The organism is Corynebacterium sp. c24Ua_83 (genome assembly GCF_039907245.1).
Lineage (GTDB): Bacteria > Actinomycetota > Actinomycetes > Mycobacteriales > Mycobacteriaceae > Corynebacterium.
The window spans coordinates 67273-89509 of record NZ_JASBOI010000006.1; the positions used below are offsets into that span (position 1 = coordinate 67273).

A 22237-nucleotide genomic window follows, 5' to 3' on the forward strand; every position below is an offset into this window, starting at 1 on the left:
CAGTGGCCTGCTGCGCCGGCTGTGCCGCCTTGCCGGGCTGCGCAGGATCCGGGTTTGCGGGGGAGTGGGCGGGTTTCGTCACGTTGCCAGATTCTACTAGCCCCCTCGGACCGGCCAACGGCCCCCTCATAACCTCCCAAACCTCCCGCACAGGCGCCAAGTCCCCCTCAAATCCTCCCCAACCCCGCGCACAGGCGCCAAGTCACCCTCAAAATCTCCCTAGATGGGCGGTGAATGTCGTTAGAACGGGAATACGCCGAGCAGAAGCTAACGCCCAGAAAATCCGCAATCCTCTGACCAGGCACTTTGCATAATCGACGCTCGCTTTCAATAACGTATTCCCGTTCTAACGACATTCACCGGCTTACGGCCTGCCGGAACCCCAGAAGCCTGCACACGCGCACCACCAATACCCGCACACCGCCCACGCACCGCCCGCAGCCCATCCCACGCGCCAACCCGCGCACCACCCGCAACTAGTTACAAATTCAGTTACAATTTCGCCTCCACTCGCTTCCATTCAGTTCCACATTGCACAGATAACCGGCTATCGTTATCAGAATGAGTGGAAACGACAGCACCGGAAACGGCACGCCCCGCCGCCGGCGCCGCCGTTCAAGAAGAAGGCACCGCTCTGGCAACAGCCAGCGCGGCCAAAACTCCCAGCAGCAAGGCTCCCAGTCCGGCCAGCGCAGCCAACAGAGCAACGGCCAACACGGCCAGAACTCCCAGAATAGCTCCAACCAAGGCAAACGCAAGAGCAACAGGAACCAATCCCACCGCAGGAAGGGCGCCAGCTCCAACTCCAACAACCGCAACCGCCAGCGCAACCGCAATAACTCGCGCCCGCGTTCTTTCGACGAGCACTCCAGCCTGCCGACCTCCGTGGAGACCTCCGCGGGCGGCCTGGTTCTTTCCGGCCTGGCGGAAGCCGTGCAGCCAAATGGCGAAGTCGACTTCTCCGCAATCTACGTGGCCCTCATCGGCCGCCTGGATCGCCGCGGCAGGCTGCTGTGGTCCATGCCGAAGGGGCACATCGAACCGGATGAATCCCAGCACGCCACCGCCGAGCGCGAGGTGTGGGAGGAAACAGGCGTGGCCGGGGAGGTCATCGCCGACCTCGGCACCATCGACTACTGGTTCGTCTCCGAGGGCATCCGCATCCACAAAACCGTCCACCACCACCTGCTTCGCTATGTCGATGGGGACCTGAACGACGAGGATCCGGAGGTCACCGAAGTCCGCTGGCTGCCCGTCAACCGCCTGATCGAGCACCTGGCCTATGCCGACGAGCGGCGCCTTGCCCGCCAAGCCTTCGATAACCTCGCCGATCTCGCCCGCGCCGAGGCCGAGGCTGGCCGTGCCACGCCACGCTAAGGAGCGCTAACGGATTGCCAGCCGATGCTGTTAGAACTAATAGCGACTAACTACTACTAATCACTAGCTACCAATTGCTAACAATTGCTACCGATTGCTTTGGTAAGCGTGTAATCGTGCACAAAGGTGAGCGCAATGTCTAGATTCCCCCACGCCTGCACGGCGTTTGGTGTTTCTGTCGCGCTCTGTGGCCTGTTTGCCCTGCCTGTGGCCCCGGCCGTCGCTGCCCCTATTAATGACGCCCCCTCGGCCTCCACCACTCAATACTCAGCCCAGGGGCGGGCCCCGGACCCCACCGACCCCGCGGTTCACGAAGATTCCACCTGGGCCAACCCGCTGGCCCGCGCGACGGATCCGCAGCAGGACGTGGACCTGGAGATCATCGGCATTGGCACCAGCTCGAGTGTCCACGCTGCCGCTGGCCAGACTTATACCCTCCGCATCCGCAACGACCGCTCCCACGCGCTGAACAATCTTTCGCTCACCTTGTTCTATCGCTCGGCCGCCACTGCCGCGGAAGTGCGCGTCGCGCAGCTTGCCAACCAGGGCGAATACTCCCTCAGCAGCCAGCCTCTGCAGCTCGACGGCACGCTCAGCCCCGGCGAGACGCGCGAGGTCACGGTCACCGTTCCTGCGGCCGGTGCTTCCATCGATTCTTCTCGGGACGCCCCCTCGCCCCAACCGCTGGACCTGCCGCCTCATGCTTTTGAGGAACCCGGCGCTTATCCCCTGTTGTTTAGCCTGAGCGGCCAAGAGACGAACCCGGAGAGCCCGGAGCAGGGAGGTACGCAGTACCTGGCGGTGGCGCGAACCACGCTGAGCGTGAGGGCGTCCACAAGAAAGGAAGAACAACCCAGCACCCCGGTGACGGTCGTGTATCCGCTGGCGGGGCAGACGTACATGGCGGCGGGGCAGACGGGCGACGCGCCGAAGCGGCGGCCCGCGTTTGTGACGAAGGACGTGCTGGCAGCCGAGGTCGGCAAGGGCGGCAGGCTGCGTGGGCTGCTGGATGCGTACCGCGAGGCGGAGTCGACCAAGCTGAAACAGGCGACGTGCATCGCCATCGACCCGGAACTACTGGATACAGTAAACCGCCTGGCCGAGGGCTATTACGTGGGCGAGCGCGCGCCTGACCCGGTGGAGGAGCCGCAGCGGCTGCGCGACTCTTGGGACGAGATCCTGGGTGGCGAGGAGTTGGACGCCCAGCACATGCCCGGCAACGCGGATGCGAAGAAATGGATCGCTGACCTGCGGGAAGTCGTACAGAGCAACTGCTCGGTGGCGTTGCCGTACGCCGGAGCGGATATCAATGGGCTTTCGCAGGTGGATTCCGACTGGCTCCGCGTGCGCGCGCTGGGCACGGGTACCGAGGTGATTCAGCGGATCCTGGGCGTAGTGCCGACGCAAAACGTGGTGATCCCGGACTCCGGCTACGTCTCCCCCGAGGCGCAGCAGGTGCTGGCGGCGGGAATCAGCAAAACTCCGGAGGGTGTGGAGCCGGTAGAGACCGACCAATCACGCCGGTTTGAGCAGACTGTGCAGGGTAAACCGGCAATTCCGCGGGCCGGGCACGTCACCGCGCTGGTGGCGGAGAACACGGTAAATATCGAGCAGCCCGCGGCCGCACCCGAACAAGATCCCGGCGACGCAGGTCCAGATAGCATCGACCTCGCCAACCCCACCGACGAGGCATGGAACCAGCGTCTGGTGAACCTCCCCGGCGCGCAGACCGACAGTGCGAAGACCACCGCCACTGCACTGACGTACTCCGCGGACCTCGGCACGGTACTCAAGGCCACCGGCGAACACCCGGAGGGTGCCGCGTACTCCAACCCTGACCTGCGCTTTAACCTCACCGACGATAGCGCTGTCGCCCGCCTGGCCAGCGCGCAGGCGGTGCTGAACCTGGAGCTCGATTCCGGCCGCCCGACCCTCGCCGTGCCGCCCGCCGCATGGTCGGTGAACAAGGCCCAGGCCAGCAGCTTCCTGCAGACCATTAGCCAGCGCCTGGACGATCACTCAGCCACTCCCGCCCCGCTGCCGGAGGCCGTGCAGCCCCGCGGCATCGACCTGGCGGATGTGGGCTCCGGCAGCACCACGGTGCCTTACACCGACCCTGGTGCGTACTCCTCGCCTTACCTCGGAACGGTGGCGGATACCGCCCGCAAGCTGCGGGAGCTTACGTTGTTTATGCAGAATGATTCCACCATTGCGCTGACCCGCGAGGGCTTCACCAGCCCCCTGTTTTCCGATCTTCTGCGTGGCCTTTCCACCTACCGCAAGCGCGAACGAGACCACATGGACGTCCTGCGTGAGCAACTCGGCACCAACCTCGCCCGCGTGGGGCAGGTCACCTCTCAGCTGCGCCGCTCTATCAGCCTATTGCCGCCGGGCAATGTCTTTACCCGCACGTCGGAGTCCTCCCCGTTGCTGGTTGTTGCGCGCAACGGACTGCCCCTGCCGGTGACGGCCAAGGTTGGTTATTCTTCTGACGCCGACACGGATGTCACCGTCCACGTGGATTCCACGGCCTCGCCGACGATCCCGGCTAAGGGCTCCATCACCTGGTCACTAACCACCGATATTGCGGACACGTCCGAGCAGGTCAACCTATCTTTGTGGCTGGCGACCAACAGTCAGGAAGGCAAGGGAGATCTGGAAGACGTTACCCGCATTTCGGATCCGGTGGAGCTGCGCGTGCAGTCCGTGCCGGGGCTGTCCTCCCGCGGGGTGACCATCATCGCCGTGCTACTGCTGGGCATCGGCGCGGCGGGCAAGATGCTGTGGGATCGCCGGAGCCGGCTTGCTACTAAGCGCAGTACAGCCACTCCGCTGCGGCCCGCCCCACGCCCGCAGGAGGGCGATCAAAACTAGACACGCCCGGGGCTCCGTTAGGGAATGCACGATTGTTGCATAAAGATGGAGTAGTGACTTCTGAGCAAGAGAGGGAAGACCAACCGGCTAGGCCCTCGGCCGGACAGCGCGGACGATTCCGTGCGACCCAGCCGTCGGCGCTAGCACCGAAGAAAGACCGCGCGAAGGCTGGGGCGCCGACGGGTGGAGACGGGGCGTCACAAAACAGCCCGACCCAGAGCAATGGTGACCAGCACGACGGTGCCCACAACGGCGACGGCACTGCCGTAGCGGCAACCGCGGGTACCGCGACCGCTACCAGCGCTGCCACCGCGACCGCAACCGACGAGCCGACCGATAGCGACGGTAACAGCGCCAGCAATGGCAACACAGACAACCAGAGCCAAAAACAGAGCGACGAGCAGATCGTCCGCGCCGGCGGCTCCATGGCCATCGCCACCCTGATCAGCCGCATCACGGGATTCCTGCGCACGGTGTTCATCGCCTCCGCGCTGGGCGGTGCGGTGGCCAGTGCCTTCAACACGGCCAACACCCTGCCGAACCTGGTGACCGAGCTAGTACTCGGTGCCGTGCTGACCTCCCTGGTGGTGCCCGTGCTGGTGCGCGCCGAGAAGGAGGACGCGGACCGCGGCGAGGCGTTTATACGAAGACTTTTGACGCTCACGTTCTCGCTTACCCTGGTCATCACCCTGGCCTCCGTGGCATGCGCGCCGCTGCTGGTGCGCATGAGCCTGGATTCCGAAGGCCACGTGAACATCGGCATGTCCACGGCATTCGCCTACCTGGTGCTGCCGCAGATCATGTTCTACGCCATGTTTGCCGTGTTCATGGCGATTTTGAACACCAAGGGAGTATTCAAACCCGGCGCGTGGGCGCCTGTGGCCAACAACGTGGTCACGCTCGCCGTGCTGGGGCTGTACATGTTCCTGCCGCGGGATACCAAACTGCAGCCCACGGACAATGTGACCATCACCGACCCGCACGTGCTGCTGCTGGGCCTGGGCACCACCGCGGGCGTGGTCATGCAGGCGCTGATCATGGTGCCCTTCCTACGCAAGGCTGGCATTAACCTGCGCCCGCTGTGGGGGATCGACGAGCGCCTGAAATCCTTCGGCGGCATGGCCATCGCCATCGTCGTGTACGTGGCCATCTCCCAGGTCGGTTGGCTGCTGAATAACCGCATCGCCTCCGACACCTGGGAGGTCGCACCGACCATCTACATGCAGGCTTGGCAGCTGCTGCAAATGCCTTATGGCGTGATCGGCGTGACGCTGCTGACGGCCGTCATGCCCCGCCTGTCCCGCAACGCTGCGGAGGGCGACGACAAGGCCGTGGTGCGCGACCTGACCGTCGCCTCGAAGCTGACGATGCTGGCCATGGTGCCGATCATCGTCTTCTTCACCTGCTTTGGCACATTGATCTCCGCCGCGCTGTTCGCCTACAAGGAGTTCTCCCTGGAGGATGCGAACGTGTTGGGCTGGACCATCAGCTTCTCCGCGTTCACCCTGATTCCCTACGCCCTGGTGCTGCTGCACCTGCGCGTGTTCTACGCCCGCGAGGAAGTCTGGACCCCCACCTTCATCATCGCGGGAATTACCGCGACGAAGCTGACCTTCGCCTACATCGCCCCGCAGATCGCCACCGAGCCGCGCCTGGTTGTGGTACTGCTGGGTGCGGCCAACGGCCTGGGCTTTATGGCCGGTGCGATCATCGGCGACCGCCTGTTGCGGCGCTCGCTGGGGGACCTGCAGTTCCGCAAGGTGACTAAGACTGTGCTGTGGGCGCTGGGTTCCTCGCTGATCGGTGCACTCGTGGCCTGGCGCGTGGACGTGCTGCTGACGCACTTCGTCTTCCCGGCGCTCGCCAACCCCTGGTTCGTCATCCGCCTGCTCATCGCCGGCGTGCTGTTCCTGGGTGTGACCGGGCTGATCCTGGTGCGCGCCCCGCTGCCGGAGATCCAAACCCTGGTGGGCGCCCTGTCGCGCATCCCGGGTATGTCGCGGATTCTTCCTTCCCGACGCCCACTCCCCAGCGACGAACAACCCATCGAGGAGGACCAGCCCCGTCGCCTGTCGGCCCAGGAGCTGGCCGCCCGGGAGGCCATTGCTCTGGACCACATGATGGCCGGCGTGGCGCTGCCGCCCGTGGCGGCTGGCCGGGTGCGCGGTCCGCGCCTGGTGCCGGGTGCTCCACTGCTGGAGGGCCGCTACCGTCTGCTCGCCGACCACGGCGGTTGGTCTGCCGCCCGGTTCTGGCAGGGCCGCGAGCTGGCTACCGGCGACATTGTGGCTCTGACCATCATGGATCCGGTGGCTTATGCCCGCTCGCAGGTCACCCCCGGAGTATCCGTGCCTGTCAACGGCGTGGAAGTGGCACGCGCGAAGGACGAGATGCTGCGCCTCTCCGCGAAGCTGAAGCAATTCGACGTACCGGGTATGGCGCAGGTCAACCGCGTGATCGACTACGGCAACCTGGTGGTCATCGTGTCCCGCTGGGTGCAGGGTTCCCCACTGACCACCGTGGCGGAGAGCCAGCCGGAGCCGCTGGCGGCTGCCTTCGCCGTGTCATCCCTGGCCGACGCTGCCGCGCAGGCCGAGGACAGCGGCACCTCGCTAGGCTTGGATCACCGCGACCGCGTGCGCATCGGCACCGATGGCGCGGCCGTGCTGGCCTTCCCGGGTGTACTGCCGAACGATGACACGGCACAGGATGCCCACGGCATGGCCGTGGCGCTGCGCCTGCTGCTGGAGCACGTTCCCTACGAGGAGGTGCCGGAGAACCTCACCCGCACCTACAAGAAGATCTACGAGCTCGACGGCGAGAAGGTGGGTCCGGAGGACCTGCGCAAGGTAGCGAAGGACCTGCGAGAGCTAAAGGCAGGTGACCTGGCGATCGAGGAGGATCAAACCCCGGACCCAAGCGCGCAATCCGGCTTCGGAGCCCGCGGCAACCGCCCAGTGGGCATGGCAGCCGCTGCCGCCATCGCGTTCGTCTCCGTGCTGGTTATCGCCGCGCTGGTTGCGGCGGTGGTCAGTGTGGTCGGCGGCGACCGGAAGGATTCGCCGCTGTCCACCGACTCGTTGCGCCAGGGTGCGCAGGCAGTCCGTGGCGTGGACCCGGCGGAGGTTCCTCTGAGCCGTCCCCTCGAGTGGCTGCCCGCCGACGTGAACTGGCCACTGGACCGCCCGGATCTGGCACGCCTGATCACCGATGGCGACCCGGAGACGTTCTGGCAGTCCAATCCTGCGTCAGTGCAGCTGGGTGGCCCGCCCGGCACCACGAAGCCCGGGATTGGTCTTTTGATGACGCTGCCAGAGGGCACCGCCCTGTCGCAGGTTCAGCTGCGCGGCCTGACCCAGGGAACCACCCTGGAGCTGCGCTTGGCGCAGGCTGACACCAACGGCAAGCTGGCCTCCCTGGACCAGACGACACTGCTGAAGACCGTGCATGCGGACTCCGATGACGTCACCGTGGATCTGGCCGGCATGGGTGCGGACCACGCAGATACAACTGGCGACTCCGGCTGGGGTGTCGGTCGCGAAGGCTCTTCCGCCGCGCCGGGTGAAGGCAACAGCAACGGCGAGAACGAGGACGCCGCGGGAAGCCAGAAGGGTAGTGAGAAGGGCAAATACGATACCGATAAGGTCAGCGCCGCCAAGGGCAACCGCCTGCTGATCTGGATCACCGGCCTGCCGCTGCCGAGATCCGCCACGCTGGCGGAGGTTACCGCCGTCGGAAACTGGCTAGACCAGACCAGCGACGAAGATGCCGGCGATGCTGGCGCCGACGACTCTGGCGAAGCCAACACGGAAGAGGGCTCCCGCCCCGCACGCCCCGTACAGCCCGTCGGATAGCCGATCGGATAGACGCTCGGAACGCCCGCGCTCCCATAGCGCATCACGGCGCCTGCCTCAACTGTGAAGTTCACAATGAGGCAGGCGCCGTTCCCAGTTATCCACAGGCCGAGGACTTCGAACCCACAACCTGCCCGCCGAAGAATAAAGTGTTGGGCACGGGGGCGGCACGGCTCCCGAAGACACACTAGGGGGAAGATGATGCTGGGGGCGTCACAAAGAACAAAGAGCAACACACGGCCAGCGCAACAAACCGACCACGAGCTGCTGCGCGGCCACAACGAGGGGCAACCCGGCGCGTTCCGCGAGCTGATCGACCGCCACCAGCGCACGCTGTGGTGGGCGGTGCGGCGAGTCAACGTGCCCGAGGCTCACCAGATGGACGTTTACCAGGAAGGACTGTTGCGCGTGCATCGCTTCGCCGCGCGCTTCAACGGGGAGCGCTCCGCCAGCGTGAGCACCTGGATGGCGACCATTATGCGCAACGCGGCGCTGTCATACATGCAGCGCTACAGCCGCGAAGCACAGCCGGGGCGCGAGGATTTCAACGAGCGCACGCGGACGCTGCCCGCGCGGGGGATGAGAGAGGAGGCGACCGTCGCCCGGCTGGATGTGCACCGCAGCCTGCGGCAACTCTCGCCCGAGATGCGAGACGTGATGGTGCTGACGGAAATTCGGGGGCTGAGCGAGGCCACAACCGCGGAGCAACTGGGGATTCCCGTGGGCACCGTGAAATCGCGGAAGAACCGAGCAAAGCGGATGATGTACGAGCACCTCGGCGGGGCAGGGGAATACGGAATGGCCGTAGCCGGTTAGACTGGGGTGAACAACATCTTCGACCTCAAAGGATAGATATGAACCAGCCATTCCTGCAGGCCAGCGGTATTCTCAGCAATGATTCGAAGGCCGCGGACGCGGATAACGCCAGCGCGTCCAGTGCAGACGGCGCTGCGAACGCGGAGGCAGGCAAGGTTCACGACGTCATCATCATCGGTTCCGGCCCGGCGGGTTACACCGCTGCTGTATACGCGGCACGCGCCGAGCTGAACCCGGTGGTTTTCGAGGGCGTGGAGTACGGCGGACTGCTGATGCAGACCACCGAGGTGGAGAACTTTCCCGGATTCCAGAAGGGCATCATGGGCCCGGATCTGATGGAAGAGATGCGCGCCCAGGCCGAGCGTTTCGGCGCTGACCTGCGTCAGGAGGACGTGGAGAAGGTCGACCTGACCGGCGAGATCAAGAAGGTGTGGGCCTATGGCGAGGAGTATCAGGCCCGTACGGTGATCCTGGCTACCGGCGCCGCCCCGCGCTACCTGCACGTTCCCGGCGAGCAGGAGATGCTGGGCCGTGGCGTATCCGCCTGTGCGACGTGCGATGGCTTCTTCTTCAAGGACAAGCAGATCGCCGTGGTGGGCGGTGGCGATTCCGCCATGGAGGAGGCCGACTTCCTGACGAAGTTCGGCGAGAACGTCACGATCATTCACCGTCGTGACGAGTTCCGCGCTTCCAAGATCATGGAGGAGCGCGCCCGCAACAACCCGAAGATCAAGTTCCTGACCAACGCGAAGGTCGTGGAGGTCAAGGGCGACAAGTCCGTGGAGACGCTGGTGGTGGAGGATACCCAGACCGGCGAGCAAAAGGACGTTGCGATGGATGCCATGTTCGTCGCCATCGGCCACGACCCACGCACTACCGTCTTCGAGGGTCAGGTGGAGCTACAGGAGAACGGGTACGTGAAGGTCGAGGAGCCCTCCACCCGCACTAGCCTGCCGGGCGTGTTCGCAGCCGGCGACCTCGTGGATTCCCACTACCAGCAGGCCATCACCGCAGCCGGCTCCGGCTGCCGCGCCGCCCTGGACGCCGAGGCTTACCTCGCCACCCTGTAGAAGCACACTGGGCTATAGCGGGGCGGCGACCTGTGGCGGGGCGCCGGCCTTGTAACGGATCGGACACGTTCGGTCACCGTTAGGTAACTATGGCCGGTCGGGCATAGGATATTTACACGTTGAAGGGTAACCTCCAACCCAAAGAAAAGCGCCCCCAACCAGGAGGTTTGTCGCCACTATGTCCGATATCGTGAACGTCACCCAGTCCAGCTTCAAGTCCGAGGTCGTCGAGGCTACCCAGCCTGTTCTAGTCGACTTCTGGGCCGAATGGTGCCGCCCTTGCCTAGCTATGACGCCCATTCTCGATGAACTGGCGGCGGAGTTCGATGGCAAGGCGAAGATTGCCAAGGTGAACGTCGATGAGGAGCGCATGCTGGGCGCTATGTTCCAGGTCATGTCCATTCCCGCCCTTATGATTTTCAAGGACGGGGAGAAGGTCGCGGAATTCACCGGCGCTCAGGATCGGGACACGCTGCGATCTGCGATTGAAGCGCAGCTTTAGAAAATAGCTGATACAACACGCCTGACCTGCAAGTAAAGCAGATCGGCGGATTTGTCCCTAGAATTGCACCTATGACTCGCCGCTGTCGGCGAAAGATCTTAAATGTGATTTGTCTCACAGTGGATACAGTGGCTTTAGTGCCGCGAAAGTTTGAAGAATTGGAGTGTTGAACCCAGTGGATCGTTTGCTTCTCCAGGTCGGCGACCGCAGCCCGCGCGTCGCTGAGGTCCGCGGCACCTTGGCGCGCCTCGGTCTGCTGGAAGGGTATGAAGGCGACACGACCGGCAGCAAGTCGCAGCGCTGGACCAGCGAGGAAGAAGTTTTCGACGAGGCCCTGGCGGAGGCGCTCAAAGCATTTCAGCAGCAACGTGGCATTATTGCCGACGGCACCATCACTCCCGGCACATTGCGTGCGCTACGTGAGGCCTCCTACACCCTGGGGGCGCGTGTGCTCTCGCTGCAGGGCAACCAGTTCGTCGGCGACGACGTGGCGCAGCTGCAGACTCAGCTGCACGACCTGGGCTTTTACACCAGCCGTGTGGATGGCCACTTCGGTCCGCGTACCCACTCCGCCGTCGTGAACTACCAGCTGAACTACGGGCTGAACAACGACGGGGTTGTCGGCCCAGACACTCTGCGCGCGCTATCTTACCTGGGGCGAAGGATCACCGGTGGCTCGCCTCAGTCCATCCGTGAGAAGGAGCAGATTCGCTCTGCCGGACCGCAGTTGACCGGCAAGCGTGTGGTGATCGACCCGGGCCTGGGTGGCTCGGACAAGGGATACATCGTTGACGGCCCCTTCGGACAGATTTCGGAGGAGGAGATCCTCTGGGACCTCGCCGGCAGGGTAGAAGGCCGTATGATCGCAGCGGGAATGGAGACGATCCTTTCGCGCCCCCGGTCTGCTAATCCCACTAACCAGGATCGTGCCAATATCGCGAATGCTTTCGGCGCGGACGTCATGATTAGCCTGCGTGCCGATATTTATCCGAATGAGAAGGCCAACGGCGCGGCTACGTTCTACTTCGGCTCGCTGACGGGCTATTCGTCGATGGTGGGCGAGAAGCTCTCTGGCTTTATTCAGCGCGAGATTGTGGCTCGCACTCCGCTTCAGAACTGTTTTAACCACGGTCAGACGTGGGACATTCTGCGTCTGACCAGCATGCCGACGGTGCAGGTCGTGCCCGGTTACCTGACCAGCCCCAAGGATGTTGAGATCCTCACTGATCCTGCGATGCGCGATACCATCGCCGAGGCCATCGTTGTGGCCGTGAAGCGCCTATATCTGCTGGACAAGGATGTCCACGCTACTGGCACCTTTAGCTTTGTGGAGCTGCTACAGGAAGAGCTTCCGAACAAGTAGATTCTGCACCGGACTGGCTTGACTGAGCTTGGTCATCGGGCTGGACGTTCTGCCTCTTCCAAGCGCTGCGAGACTTCCAGAACTTCCGGAACCTTCGGGCGTTCCAGGGTTTCCGCGCGTTGCGAGCGTTCTAGACGTTCCAGTTACTTTTAGTGTCTGGTTTCCACCAATTACCGTGGAAATCTTCTCCGGTCCATTGACCTGTGCGTGATCCTCTTCAGCAAAGTCTCCAAAGAGGCTATGGGGCCCGTTGATCTCAAAGCGATAGCGTGGGAAGTGTCGGTGGTGTTTAACCACCTTGAAACCCTCCGCCTCGAGAATGTCCTCGGAGAGCATCGGGGCGCTATCCAAAATGTTCGCGTTGCCCCCGTGGGTTTCCGCGGCGGTCTTCCAGCCCCGATAGGATTCAGGCACATAATTCAGGGATTCAAGGGCACTGTACCTGCGCTTCTGCTCCTCTGGTGTCCACTTCGGCTCCTCCGGCTCTTCCTGCACCGCCGGCCACGAAGCCACACTGAGCTGCCTGGCAAGTTCCTCGTCAAAGTCCTCGACTCGAGCGAAAGCCTCCACGGCCTTCACCCCGCGCCGGTGCGCCTCGGTAAGCACAGTATCGATGAGTTGATGCTCCAGATATAGGCCCATATACGGAACCGCCACGTGGACGGTGCTCAGCAGGATTGCATCAGGGGAGATTGGCGCAGTTGGCAGGTTCGCAATGCCCTGCATATAGCGCGCGGGGGCAAAGAATACCGTCGCAGCAGGGACCGGTCTCGTACCAGCGTCTCCGGTGCCTACGAACGCCGTGTATCCGCAGATTCCCCATTCCAGGAGGACGTTCTGCAGCCATACCTGCTTATCAAATACCGGGTCTTTGGACGAACTATTCTGATTCTCGTAGCCCGGGGGGAGCGCCCAGAATGTCGATGCCGCAGCACTGGGCTCGAGATCTTCGGAAAGCTGAGGAGTGATGGCTTTAATGTGTACTTCCACAGCGCTCCTTTCTGTTCATTGAAGACATCCGAGAGTCCCTGAAGGTAGCGAGTCTGGAATGCACAATCGGCTGCGTGCGGTTGGTTTCTACGAAGATCCTATAGGGCACCAATCGTTCCCGTGGCAAAATCGCTAGTTTCTTGCTACACAAAACCCCGATGTTTCACGTGAAACATCGGGGTTCAGAGTGGAGGATTCTGCGCTTAATAGTGGTTATCCACTCGGCGGTTCACCGCACGACCCGGGTGAGTGGGCTCCTCATTGGGGTAGCCGGCTGCCACTACGAGTGCGATTGAACGATCATCGCGGCCCTCGAGGCCAATTGCCTTCTTGACGCCCTCTTCGTTCCAACCGGTGGTGGGGGAGGTGGCCAGTCCCTGTTCCTGGGCTGCAAGAAGCAAGAATCCAGCAACGAGCATGGCATCCCTGATACCAATTTCGCGCAGTTTCTCCGGGGACGCAGAGCCATTGAAGCCACGGACCTTCTCCGTAAGCTCTGCTCCCAGAACCTCTTCAGCGTCGTCAGGCACCACCTCGGAGCGGCCGACCACAACAAACACGACCGGAGCATGCAGGAACTGCTGTTGCCCCGAGGCGTCGAAAATCGCCTGCTTTACGGCCTGATCCTGGACAACTACTAGGTCACGCATCTGCGCGTTGAACGCGCTAGGGGCTTCAAGAGCATTCACAACTACGCGATCCAAAACTTCCGTAGGAATCGCCTGGTCGGTGTACTGGCGCGTTGCTCGACGAGAAGAAATGGCTTCGGTCACGGTCAAAGACATAGAAATTTGTTCCTCTTCTTAAGGTTAACTTGCGCTGGTTGGCTATGCGGTCATCCAGTTTGTCTGGGTTAGCCCTGCGGTAGTTCGCTTAGTCTGGGTTGGCTACATGCCGGTTGGCTTTGTCTGGGTTGAGCTAAGCGATCTAGTGCTTCTTAAACTTCAACAGCTCAATGATTCTGTCGAAGTCCTCAGGGCCTCCAAATTCAACAACAATCTTGCCCTTTTTCTTCCCCATTTGGACACTGACCTTGGTCTCCAATGCATCGGAGGCATTATCCACCCAGTTGGAGACATCTTCGGGCAATTGTTGGAGGCTGCGTCCAGCAACCTTTGTGCCACTAGCTGCCTTATCGCCTCGGTTCAGGAGGGTCACCGCTTCCTCCGTGGCGCGCACGCTCAATCCCTCGCTTACAACACGGGTAGCAAGCTTCTCCTGTTCCTCAGTGCCGTTCTTTAAGCCCAGGAGAGCGCGAGCGTGACCTGCACTAAGGACTCCGGCGCCGACTCGCCGCTGCACGGATACAGGCAACTGGAGAAGGCGGATCATGTTAGTGATCAGAGGACGAGATCGACCGATCTTCTTAGCCAACTGTTCCTGGGTTACGCCGAACTCCTCCATAAGCTGCTGATACGCCGCGGCTTCTTCCAGTGGATTCAACTGGACGCGGTGAATGTTCTCCAGCAGCGCGTCGCGCAGCATCTCGTCGTCTGCGGTCTCGCGGACGATGGCGGGAATTACTTCGAAACCCGCTCGTTTGGCTGCGCGAAGGCGTCGCTCACCCATAATGAGCTCATACGTGGAATCCTCGTCTGGGGCTCTGCGTACGACGATCGGCTGCATAAGCCCGAACTCCTTGATGGAGTGGACGAGCTCTTGAAGGGCCTCCTCGTCGAATACCTCGCGCGGCTGCTTTGCATTTGTACGAATGGCATCGAGGGGGAGTTCTTGGTAGGTCGCCCCGAAATCGTCTTGCGATGTTTCACGTGAAACATCCACGTCGCTCGGAGTCGCGGGACGGCTCTCGATGGCGTCGCGTTCCGTACCGGTAGCCTTTCGGGCTACCGAACGCGAAGCGTCACTGTGACGTTTCGCGCCCATACCTGGGGTACCCCCTCGGATCTCATCAGGTCGATCAAAGCTCGGCTTGTCAGAGTCACCTTGATCCGCTTGAGGGTTCACAGGACTCTTCTGAGATTGAGCAGTATCTTCTACCGGGCGATCGCCCTTTCGGTCGTTAACGGACGGTGAGCCAGCATCGGCCTTCTTTCCACCGCTACCGATACTCTTCCCGCTGCCCAATACAATGTCGGCTGCACCATCCCCAAGAGAGGGGCGAGCAGGTCCGGTCGGGATGAGCGATGCAAGACCTCGACCGAGTCCGCCCCGTCGAGCATTGCCTACAGCGTTAGGAGAGGGCATCTGCGGCTTTCGAGAGCCACCACTGGACTTGGTTGCACCCAGAGCTCGCCCAGCTTCCGACGCTAAGCTTCTACCAGCATTTTCGGGCATCTTCGCGCCCGCCGGCGTCTTCTTCGGCAACGGACTCTCCTGACTCTGAGGTGAATTGGCCACATCGTGAGGCCCTGAAACTTTACGCGAATCCTTCGGAACGCTATTCTCGGCAGATTTAGAATCCTTTCTCGACAGTTTAGAATCCTTTTTATTACTTTTCCCCACTATTAATCACCCTGATCATGAAGTTCTGGGGCAATTCCAATAGGCGCGGTTTCCGTCGTCGGAAGGTAATCGCCGCGCTGAGCGAATTCCTTCGCTGCGTCATAATAGGCAAGCGCACCAGGGGCGCCGCCGTCGTACTGCAGCACGGTCATGTTGTAACTCGGAGCCTCGGATACCTTCACATTACGCGGAATATGGTTATCCAGAACCACGGATCCGAAGTGAGTTCGAACATCGTCACTGACGTTCTGTGAAAGCCGTGTGCGACCATCATACATCGTTAAAAGTACGCCCGAAATGTGCAGGTTCGGGTTCAGGTTCTCGCGAATCATTGCGATGTTATCGATCAACTGGCTTACGCCTTCCAGGGCGTAGTACTCGCACTGAATTGGGATCAGTACTTCATCCACGGCAGTCATTGCGTTGATCGTGAGGAGCCCGAGGGAAGGGGGGCAGTCAATAAACACATAATCGAAACCGTGTTCTTCGATCCACTCGTCGCTGAGCGCGGAGGAAAGTCGATACTCACGACGAACTTCGCTAACAAGATTAATTTCGGCTCCGGCCAGATCGATGGTGGCTGGGACGCAGAAGATATTCTTGTTCTCGTCGTTGCCCTGCATCACTTCATCGACGGACATCTCATTCAGCAGTACCTCATAAGACGAAGGCGTACCGACATGATGCACCGCATCAAGTGCAGTCGATGCGTTGCCTTGAGGATCCAGGTCGATAACGAGAACCTTCATGCCCAAAAGGGAGAGGGACCACGCCAGGTTAACAGTAGAGGTCGTCTTGCCCACGCCACCCTTTTGGTTGGCAATGGTGATCTTCCTGCACTTCTCCGGCCTCGGAAGTTTGTTCCGATTCGGGTTCTTCAAGCGCGCAGCCTGTTGGGCAGCTCGCCCGATGGGTGTTTCATCCATGTCGAAGGTCGACATCTATGTCCAATCCTGAAGTCGAAAGATGATGCTTCACGTGAAACATCGAGGTGTATGTAAAGGATAGATCAGCCTCAGAGAGGCCACAATGAGAGCCCTACTTGATGCGCGGAATAGTAATCACGTGTGTAGGTTCCGCCACCTTAGACTCGCCTACTAGCTGGATGGTTCCATCTCCGCCACCGGCCTTACCAATCTCTTTGGCATCTCGCTCGAGTTCTTCTGCGACCGAACCACCCTTAAGGGCCTTCATCGCTCCACCAACGCGCACCAGAGGCAGCGACCAACGGGTAAGTTTACCGAGCGGTGCCACAGCTCGGGAGGTAGCAACGTCTGCACCGCCCAAGGCCTTAACTACATCTGCCTCTTCGGCACGACCGCGGACGACCTCGCATCCCAGATCGAGTCCGTCATTGATCTCGAACAGGAAGTTATAGCGTCGTAGCAGTGGCTCCAGGAGCTGAACCTTCAGATCCGGACGCGCGATGGCCAACGGGATACCTGGTAGACCCGCACCAGAGCCAATATCGACAACACGGCATCCCTCATCAATTACTTCCCCAAGGACAGCGGAGTTAAGTACGTGCCGCTCCCAGATACGCGGAACCTCGCGTGGGCCTAACAGTCCTCTTTCAATGCCGGCTGTTGCCAAGAACTCCGCATACTCCCGGGCAAGGGGAAGACGATCGCCGAAAACCTCCTGCGCGGCCGCTGGAGGTTCACCTAGTTCCGGGCTTTGAATGTTCACGTCGTCTCGATTTGCCATCTAGACACTCCTTCAACGGTGGGAGGTAGGGGCAATGTTTCACGTGAAACAATCCGGGTTGTTCCACACGATGTTTCACGTGAAACATTCGGCTTCTATTACTCCGCCCATTCTATAGTCCGTTGACCTCAAAGCAGCACCCGAGTCTCCAAGCCGCGAACGGCTCCTGCAGAAAATAATGGGCAAACAAAAAACCGCCACCATGGCGGTGACGGTTCAACGCGGTTAAGGCCTACTTCCGCTTCTTACCCTTCTTCTTGGGGTTATCCGGGCGGGCGCCGACCTTCGGAGCAGAGGTGCGCTTAGAGGCAGCGATGGCTTCCTTCTCCGCCTCTTCCTCAGCATCCATCTTCTTGTAGAGGAAGTACTGCTGCAGGTAAGACCACGTCATGTTGGTAGCCATGTACAGGGCAAGACCAACCTGCCAAGCGAAGCCACCCATCAGGTACAGAACCGGCATGACCCACAGCATGAGCTTTTGCATCATGTCCATCTGCATCTGAGACTGCATGGCCTTAGGGTCATTCGCCTTAATCGGGTTCTCCGCACGGCGCTTAGCAGCGCGATCCATAGACATGCGAGCCGAGAAGTGCATCAGCACGGAAGCCAGCAACATCAGCGGGACAACGACCAGGATGATGTTGGTTCGGGTGAAATCCACGTGACCATCCGCGGAGAACGCGCGGTAGTTGGCCGGGTCCATGGAGATAAAACCGGACAGGGGAGTACCGAAGATACGAGCGTCCAGGAAGGACTGAACCTCGTCCACACCGAAGAAGTAGTTCGGCGTATTACGAGTCTCCTCAACCGTCATTCCCAGCTGACCCACACCGGTGCCCGTGCGGTTGAAGGAACGAAGCACGTGGAACAGGCCAAGGAAGATCGGCATCTGCACAAGCATCGGCAGGCAGGAAGCCAACGGGTTTACGCCCATTTCCTTCTGCAGTTTGCGCATCTCAATCGCCAGGGTCTGGCGATCGTTCCTGTACTTGCGCTGCAGCTCCTGCATCTTTGGCTGCATTTCTTGCATCTTGCGGCTGGAACGCAGCTGATTAGCCATCGGCTTCACCAAGAGGATACGAATGGTGAACACGAGGAACATGATTGCCAGCGCCCAAGTGATGCCCGAATCTGGGCTCAGGACGTAGCTGAACAGCTTATGCCAGAACCACAAAACGCCGGACACTGGATAATAAACAAAATCCATGGCGACTCGAGGTTTCTCCTGAAATTGATCTATTAAGGCCCGTAGGGTCGGCGCCGCCGATAGTTGGCGTCCGACAAAGGAACACAGCTAGCGGCGCCGCCCGCCCCACGAGCACAGGGGACGACGAGGCGGGACAGGATCCCAACCTCCCGGATGCCAAGGCCCACAGCGGGCCAAACGACCCAACGCGAGAAGCGACCCCTTAATCAGGCCATGGCGGCCTATAGCGGTTAAGGCGTAGTTGCTGCACGTAGGATCAAAACGGCATGTTGGCCCCATTTTAAGGGGTGACACATAACTTTGGTAACCAAGGATCAATCGGCGAGCCATTCGGGCGCCGACACCCGGCCGGCCACTACGGCCATCATGGCCATCTCGGTCACCATGACCCTTACCACCATTACGACCATCACTAGTGGTAATCGCATCACCATTGGGCGAGGGCTCGCTAGTGCGAGAGTGGCCACTAGTGGGCGAGGGCTCGCCGGATGCAGCTGCGCACATCGCCGACCAACTCCTCAAAGTTCGCAGTGGCGCTCTTAGGCAACGCGCGGATCACTACCGTGGTGCCGGCGGGGAACTCCAGGCTGCCTTCCTGCAGCCCTTCGTCCAACACGGCACGGAAGGCATGACGGAGCTTCCGCGAGGTATTGTGCCTGGTCACAGCGTTGCCGACCGCCTTAGAAACCACGAGCCCCATACGCGGCCCAGCAGTCGCCCCCTCCTGCAACGGCAGTGGGAGCTCTTCGGCTCCGCCGCCACCCGCCAAAACGTGAACCACCACAGTGCGGCTGCCCTTCTTCCGACCCTTCCGTATCGTCTGCCCAAACAAGGCAGTCGACCGAAGCCGGTGCTGGGAAGCTAGCACTGTGGTGGCTCTTTCTTGTTTATTGACGCCCCTACGACAATCCACCCCAAGAGTATTGGGGTGGAGCGAACGTCTGTACCTAATTTAGGCGGTCAGGGACTTGCGGCCCTTGTTGCGGCGTGCGGAAACGATGGCACGGCCGGCGCGGGTACGCATGCGGGTACGGAAACCGTGCACACGTGCACGACGACGGTTGTTGGGCTGGAAAGTACGCTTGCCCTTGGCCACGGTACTTCACTCCTTAACTTTCGCTAGCAGCGGACGAGCCACGTGCAGCCACAACAGACACCCAGCCCCTACATGGGCTGGGATCAACGCTTAAGCCAGCGGCGCGCCCACAAATTTAAGTGGACAATTGCACCGGCAAAGTCCCGGAGGACCTAAGAGCCGGTACCGGAGGCACCCGATAGACAGCGTGGTGACCTGCTGTCGTACGTGGGTTGCCATAGACGAGTCAAGGATACGTGCTGTGACGGAAGTTATCCAAATTTTAGAGGGCCACTACGGCAACTGGAGCGAGAAGTGCCACCTCAATGGGCATAAAACTGCACCGCAATCATCCATTTTTGCCGTCGAAGTCTGGGTGTGAACAAAAACCCGTAAGGGTGGAAACGGACTTCGTCAAATATCGATTGGGCTTGTGGAAAACTCCTCCACCCCCAAACATTAAACCTTTACTTTACACCTTATACATGCAGGTCACAAGCATTTTCGTACTTTAATTAGAGTTATCCACAAGAGCGCTGTACCTTGGGGATAACATGTGAAAAGAAGTTATCCACAGGTGTGTATAACTGTGTGGAAACGCAGGACAATCGGCGTTTCGTACTGTGCACTGGGCCGTGAACAACTGCCAAACAGCGCGGCCCGCTAGACTACCCGTGGTTTAACCCCCGTTAACCTTTCGGCCACCCCCGACCAACCCTGGAGCCCCATGAGCCACTCGAACTTCTCCATCGAGGAACACTTCCCAGACATGTGGGATGCCATCATGCACGATTGGCTTGCCGATAGCTCGTCGGCTAATCCCGATCCGGACCTGCCGGCCATCTCCCCCAAGCAGCGCTCCCTGCTGCGCAAGGTCAGGCCGGTGGGGCTTATGGGGCGCATTGTGGTGCTGGAAACCCCGAACAAATGGACCAAGGAGTCCATCGAGAAAGACCTGATAGATCCCATCAAGCACGTCCTCAAGACACGGCTGGATCTCTCCGTTAGCCTCGCCGTCACCAGCACTAACGGGGAAACCGAGGATCGCGCCGAGGCAGCCAACGACAGTCACACCGATGCTGATGCTGCCGGCGATACCCACGAAGGGGCGTCACAAAAAGGGTCGGTGGCAACCGCAGACGAACTTTCGATGTCGCAGGTAGAGGAGCTGGTCAACAAGGCCGAGCAGAGGGACGGCGCAGCGCAGGCTGGGGATAGCGGTGCGGCCGAAACTGCTGAGGAAGCGGCGCGGCGTCGGGAGCATGACGCCGACGAACTCGCAGGGCAATACGCAGCGTCGGAGAACCGTATCGACCCGAACCCGTCTCCGACGCCCACGCGCTGGACGAACAAGGAGACCGCGCACCGTCCGGCCCCGCGGCACACATCGCCCCACACCCCTTCGCCGCAACCGTCCTCGAGCTTCAACGATGGGCTCGACGGCGAATCGCTGCTGAATAAGAACTACACGTTCGAAAACTTCGTGGTGGGTTCCTCCAACAACTTCGCAGCCGCGGCCTGTCGAGCCGTGGCCGAGGCACCGGCCAAGGCCTATAACCCCCTGTTCATTTGGGGCGAATCGGGCCTAGGCAAGACGCACCTGCTGCACGCCATTGGCCATTACGCCAAAGAACTGCAGCCGAATATGCGGGTGAAGTATGTGAGTTCGGAAGAGCTGACGAACGACTTCATCAACTCGATCGCCAACGACACCCGCGAATCCTTCAAACGGCGTTACCGCAACCTCGACATGCTGATCGTGGACGATATTCAGTTCCTGCAGAACAAAGAGTCCACGCAGGAGGAATTCTTCCACACGTTCAACGCCCTGCACCAGGCGAATAAGCAGATCGTCCTGAGCTCCGACCGGCCTCCCCGGCAGCTGACCACCCTGGAGGATCGCCTGCGCACGCGCTTCGAGGGCGGCCTGATTACGGATGTGCAGACTCCGGATCTGGAGACGCGCATTGCGATTCTGACGAAGAAGGCGGAATCCGACAATGTGCAGTTGCCGGAGGACGTGAAGGTGCTGATCGCCAGCCGCTACGAAAAGTCCATCCGCGAGCTCGACGGTGCATTGATCCGCGTGACGGCCTACTGCGCGCTGAGCCACGAACCTTTGACGGTGGAGACGGCCGAGATTGCGCTTCGCGACATTTCGCCAGCGGATCAGGACGTGGAAATCGTGCCGCAGCACGTCATCGAAGTGGTGGCGAACTACTTCAACCTGACCACGGACGAGCTAGTGGGGAAGGGTAGGGCCAAGAAGTTTGTGCAGGCCCGGCAGATCGCCATGTATCTGTGCCGCGAGCTGACGGATCTATCCCTGCCGAAGCTGGGAAGCGCATTCGGCGGCCGCGACCACACCACGGTGATGTACGCGGAGCGGCGCGTGCGGGAATCCCTGTCGGAGGACAAGAAGGTCTTCGATCAGGTGCAGGAACTAACACAAAAGATCAAGTCCCATGCCCGGGATTAGCTTCGTCACCCGGTAGCACCACCCCCGACGGCAGTGCAGGGCGCTAGTTTCCCACAGTTTTCCCCAGATTCGCCGAGTTATCCACAGCGAGCCTGGGGATAACTCACGAGGCTCTGACCTTTACTAGATCAGGATTCAACTGAGTTATCCACAATTCCACAGGGTTTTCCACAGATGTAATTTCAAACTTGTAATTCAAGGGGTAGCGGTTTCGGCAGGCTCCGGGTGCGCCGCAGAGGATGAAAAGTTAGCTGCGTCACAAAACAGCGCCCCGCCCCCTGGGGAAAACTACGCCTAAACTGGGTAAACAGCAGTGGAGAAGATGTGTACAACTCGCGACCCGGCGAAGTTATCCACAGTCGAGATCTGTTATTCACAGCTTGTCCACCGGATCATCAACACCTGAACTCGCGGTGCGACATGCATCGATTAGGGTTTGTGCACAGGATCCACAACACCT

General features: G+C 60.8%; 17 protein-coding genes. 8 read left to right on the top strand and 9 right to left on the bottom strand.

The features are described 5' to 3' along the window. Window positions 1-561: 561 nt before the first annotated feature. The 7 genes from QKE30_RS06100 (at window position 562) to QKE30_RS06130 (ending at window position 11856) form a co-directional block, all read left to right on the top strand. On the top strand, window positions 562-1377 hold the full coding sequence (locus QKE30_RS06100) for an NUDIX hydrolase (protein ID WP_239200893.1): 816 nt from the start codon (window positions 562-564) through the stop codon (window positions 1375-1377). Between the two features lie 135 nt (window positions 1378-1512). After that, a complete protein-coding gene (locus QKE30_RS06105; RefSeq protein WP_347934347.1) occupies window positions 1513-4251 on the top strand; it encodes a hypothetical protein in 2739 nt (912 codons plus the stop codon). Between the two features lie 53 nt (window positions 4252-4304). Continuing rightward, window positions 4305-8105, top strand: coding sequence for a murein biosynthesis integral membrane protein MurJ (locus QKE30_RS06110; protein WP_347934348.1), 3801 nt, complete (start codon window positions 4305-4307; stop codon window positions 8103-8105). 198 nt (window positions 8106-8303) lie between these two features. Further along, complete coding sequence (locus tag QKE30_RS06115; RefSeq protein WP_239200901.1) at window positions 8304-8921, top strand: sigma-70 family RNA polymerase sigma factor; 618 nt, start codon at window positions 8304-8306, stop codon at window positions 8919-8921. 38 nt (window positions 8922-8959) lie between these two features. Further along, window positions 8960-9991 (top strand): thioredoxin-disulfide reductase, encoded by a 1032-nt coding sequence (trxB, locus tag QKE30_RS06120; protein ID WP_297666396.1) that lies wholly within the window; start codon window positions 8960-8962, stop codon window positions 9989-9991. A 178-nt stretch (window positions 9992-10169) separates the two neighbouring features. After that, window positions 10170-10493, top strand: a complete 324-nt coding sequence (trxA, locus tag QKE30_RS06125) for a thioredoxin (protein ID WP_035003263.1) — start codon at window positions 10170-10172, stop codon at window positions 10491-10493. Between the two features lie 175 nt (window positions 10494-10668). Further along, on the top strand, window positions 10669-11856 hold the full coding sequence (locus QKE30_RS06130; protein WP_035003397.1) for an N-acetylmuramoyl-L-alanine amidase: 1188 nt from the start codon (window positions 10669-10671) through the stop codon (window positions 11854-11856). Here QKE30_RS06130 and QKE30_RS06135 read toward each other — a convergent pair. From QKE30_RS06135 to rpmH, 9 genes are all read right to left on the bottom strand, one after another. Next, window positions 11830-12846, bottom strand: coding sequence for a hypothetical protein (locus QKE30_RS06135; protein ID WP_239200903.1), 1017 nt, complete (start codon window positions 12844-12846; stop codon window positions 11830-11832). The two genes, QKE30_RS06130 and QKE30_RS06135, sit on opposite strands and share 27 nt — an antisense overlap. 203 nt (window positions 12847-13049) lie before the next feature. Further along, window positions 13050-13631, bottom strand: a complete 582-nt coding sequence (locus tag QKE30_RS06140; protein WP_239200905.1) for a nitroreductase family protein — start codon at window positions 13629-13631, stop codon at window positions 13050-13052. A gap of 142 nt (window positions 13632-13773) precedes the next feature. Then, entirely contained in the window at window positions 13774-15051 is a 1278-nt protein-coding gene (locus QKE30_RS06145) for a ParB/RepB/Spo0J family partition protein (RefSeq protein WP_239201008.1), read from the bottom strand. A gap of 260 nt (window positions 15052-15311) precedes the next feature. Next, complete coding sequence (locus tag QKE30_RS06150; protein ID WP_239200906.1) at window positions 15312-16250, bottom strand: ParA family protein; 939 nt, start codon at window positions 16248-16250, stop codon at window positions 15312-15314. Between the two features lie 97 nt (window positions 16251-16347). Beyond that, on the bottom strand, window positions 16348-17016 hold the full coding sequence (rsmG, locus tag QKE30_RS06155) for a 16S rRNA (guanine(527)-N(7))-methyltransferase RsmG (protein WP_239200907.1): 669 nt from the start codon (window positions 17014-17016) through the stop codon (window positions 16348-16350). 232 nt (window positions 17017-17248) lie between these two features. Next, a complete protein-coding gene (gene yidC, locus QKE30_RS06160) occupies window positions 17249-18223 on the bottom strand; it encodes a membrane protein insertase YidC (RefSeq protein ID WP_347934349.1) in 975 nt (324 codons plus the stop codon). 87 nt (window positions 18224-18310) lie between these two features. After that, the gene (yidD, locus tag QKE30_RS06165; RefSeq protein ID WP_080722668.1) at window positions 18311-18553 is read right to left on the bottom strand and encodes a membrane protein insertion efficiency factor YidD; all 243 of its coding nucleotides are present in this window, start codon (window positions 18551-18553) and stop codon (window positions 18311-18313) included. Window positions 18554-18689: 136 nt separating this feature from the next. Next, entirely contained in the window at window positions 18690-19091 is a 402-nt protein-coding gene (gene rnpA, locus QKE30_RS06170; RefSeq protein ID WP_239200913.1) for a ribonuclease P protein component, read from the bottom strand. Window positions 19092-19175: 84 nt separating this feature from the next. Further along, window positions 19176-19319, bottom strand: a complete 144-nt coding sequence (gene rpmH / locus QKE30_RS06175; RefSeq protein ID WP_005292556.1) for a 50S ribosomal protein L34 — start codon at window positions 19317-19319, stop codon at window positions 19176-19178. Between the two features lie 706 nt (window positions 19320-20025). Here rpmH and dnaA point away from each other — a divergent pair. Further along, complete coding sequence (gene dnaA / locus QKE30_RS06180) at window positions 20026-21777, top strand: chromosomal replication initiator protein DnaA (RefSeq protein ID WP_239200915.1); 1752 nt, start codon at window positions 20026-20028, stop codon at window positions 21775-21777. Window positions 21778-22237 lie beyond the last annotated feature (460 nt).